Source organism: Cellulomonas hominis (assembly GCF_005239125.1).
In the GTDB taxonomy this organism is placed as follows: Bacteria; Actinomycetota; Actinomycetes; order Actinomycetales; family Cellulomonadaceae; genus Cellulomonas; species Cellulomonas hominis_A.
This window is the reverse complement of record NZ_SZYE01000398.1, coordinates 1-535: the sequence shown is the minus strand read 5'-3', so window position 1 is coordinate 535 and position 535 is coordinate 1. Positions and strand designations below refer to the sequence as shown.

1 protein-coding gene is annotated in these 535 nt (G+C 81.1%); it reads right to left on the bottom strand.

Annotation, left to right across the window (positions count from 1 at the left end; translation table 11 throughout):
• On the bottom strand, window positions 1-535 hold a 535-nt coding region (locus tag FA014_RS20485), incomplete at both ends, for an endonuclease/exonuclease/phosphatase family protein (protein WP_195969410.1).

Here is a 535-nt window from a genome sequence, read left to right as displayed (position 1 = left end):
GCCGCGGGCGTCGCGCCGTCGCGCACGGCCGCGAAGGTGCCGAGCTCGGTGGCGGGCAGCCCCTCGGCGGTCGGCGCGTACGCCCCCAGCGTGTCCCGCACCAGCAGGGCGACGCCGTCGACGCGCGTGCCCACGGCGTCGGCGGCGAGCGCCGTGGTCGGCCGGCCCGCGTCGGTCAGCGCCCGGGCCACGTCCCGCGCGGTGGCCCCCGAGGTCTCGGCGAGCACCACGACGTCCGCGTCCTGCTGCTGGACGAGGGCCGTCAGGTCGTCGGCGCCCACGACGCCGAACGTGTTGAACGACAGCACGACGAGCTCGGCGTCCGCCGCGGTCCCCGGTCCCGACCCGACGACGCCGCGGCCCCCGAGCACGGCGGCCTGGGCGGCGCCCCCGAGCACCAGCACGACCGCCAGGGCCAGGGGCAGGCGCCAGCCGGGGCGGGGGAGCCCGGCGCGGCCGGCGATCCGGCGCCAGCCGCCGACCACGCCGAGCAGCAGGACCGCGCCGGCCGCCAGCAGGACCGCGACGAGGCCGC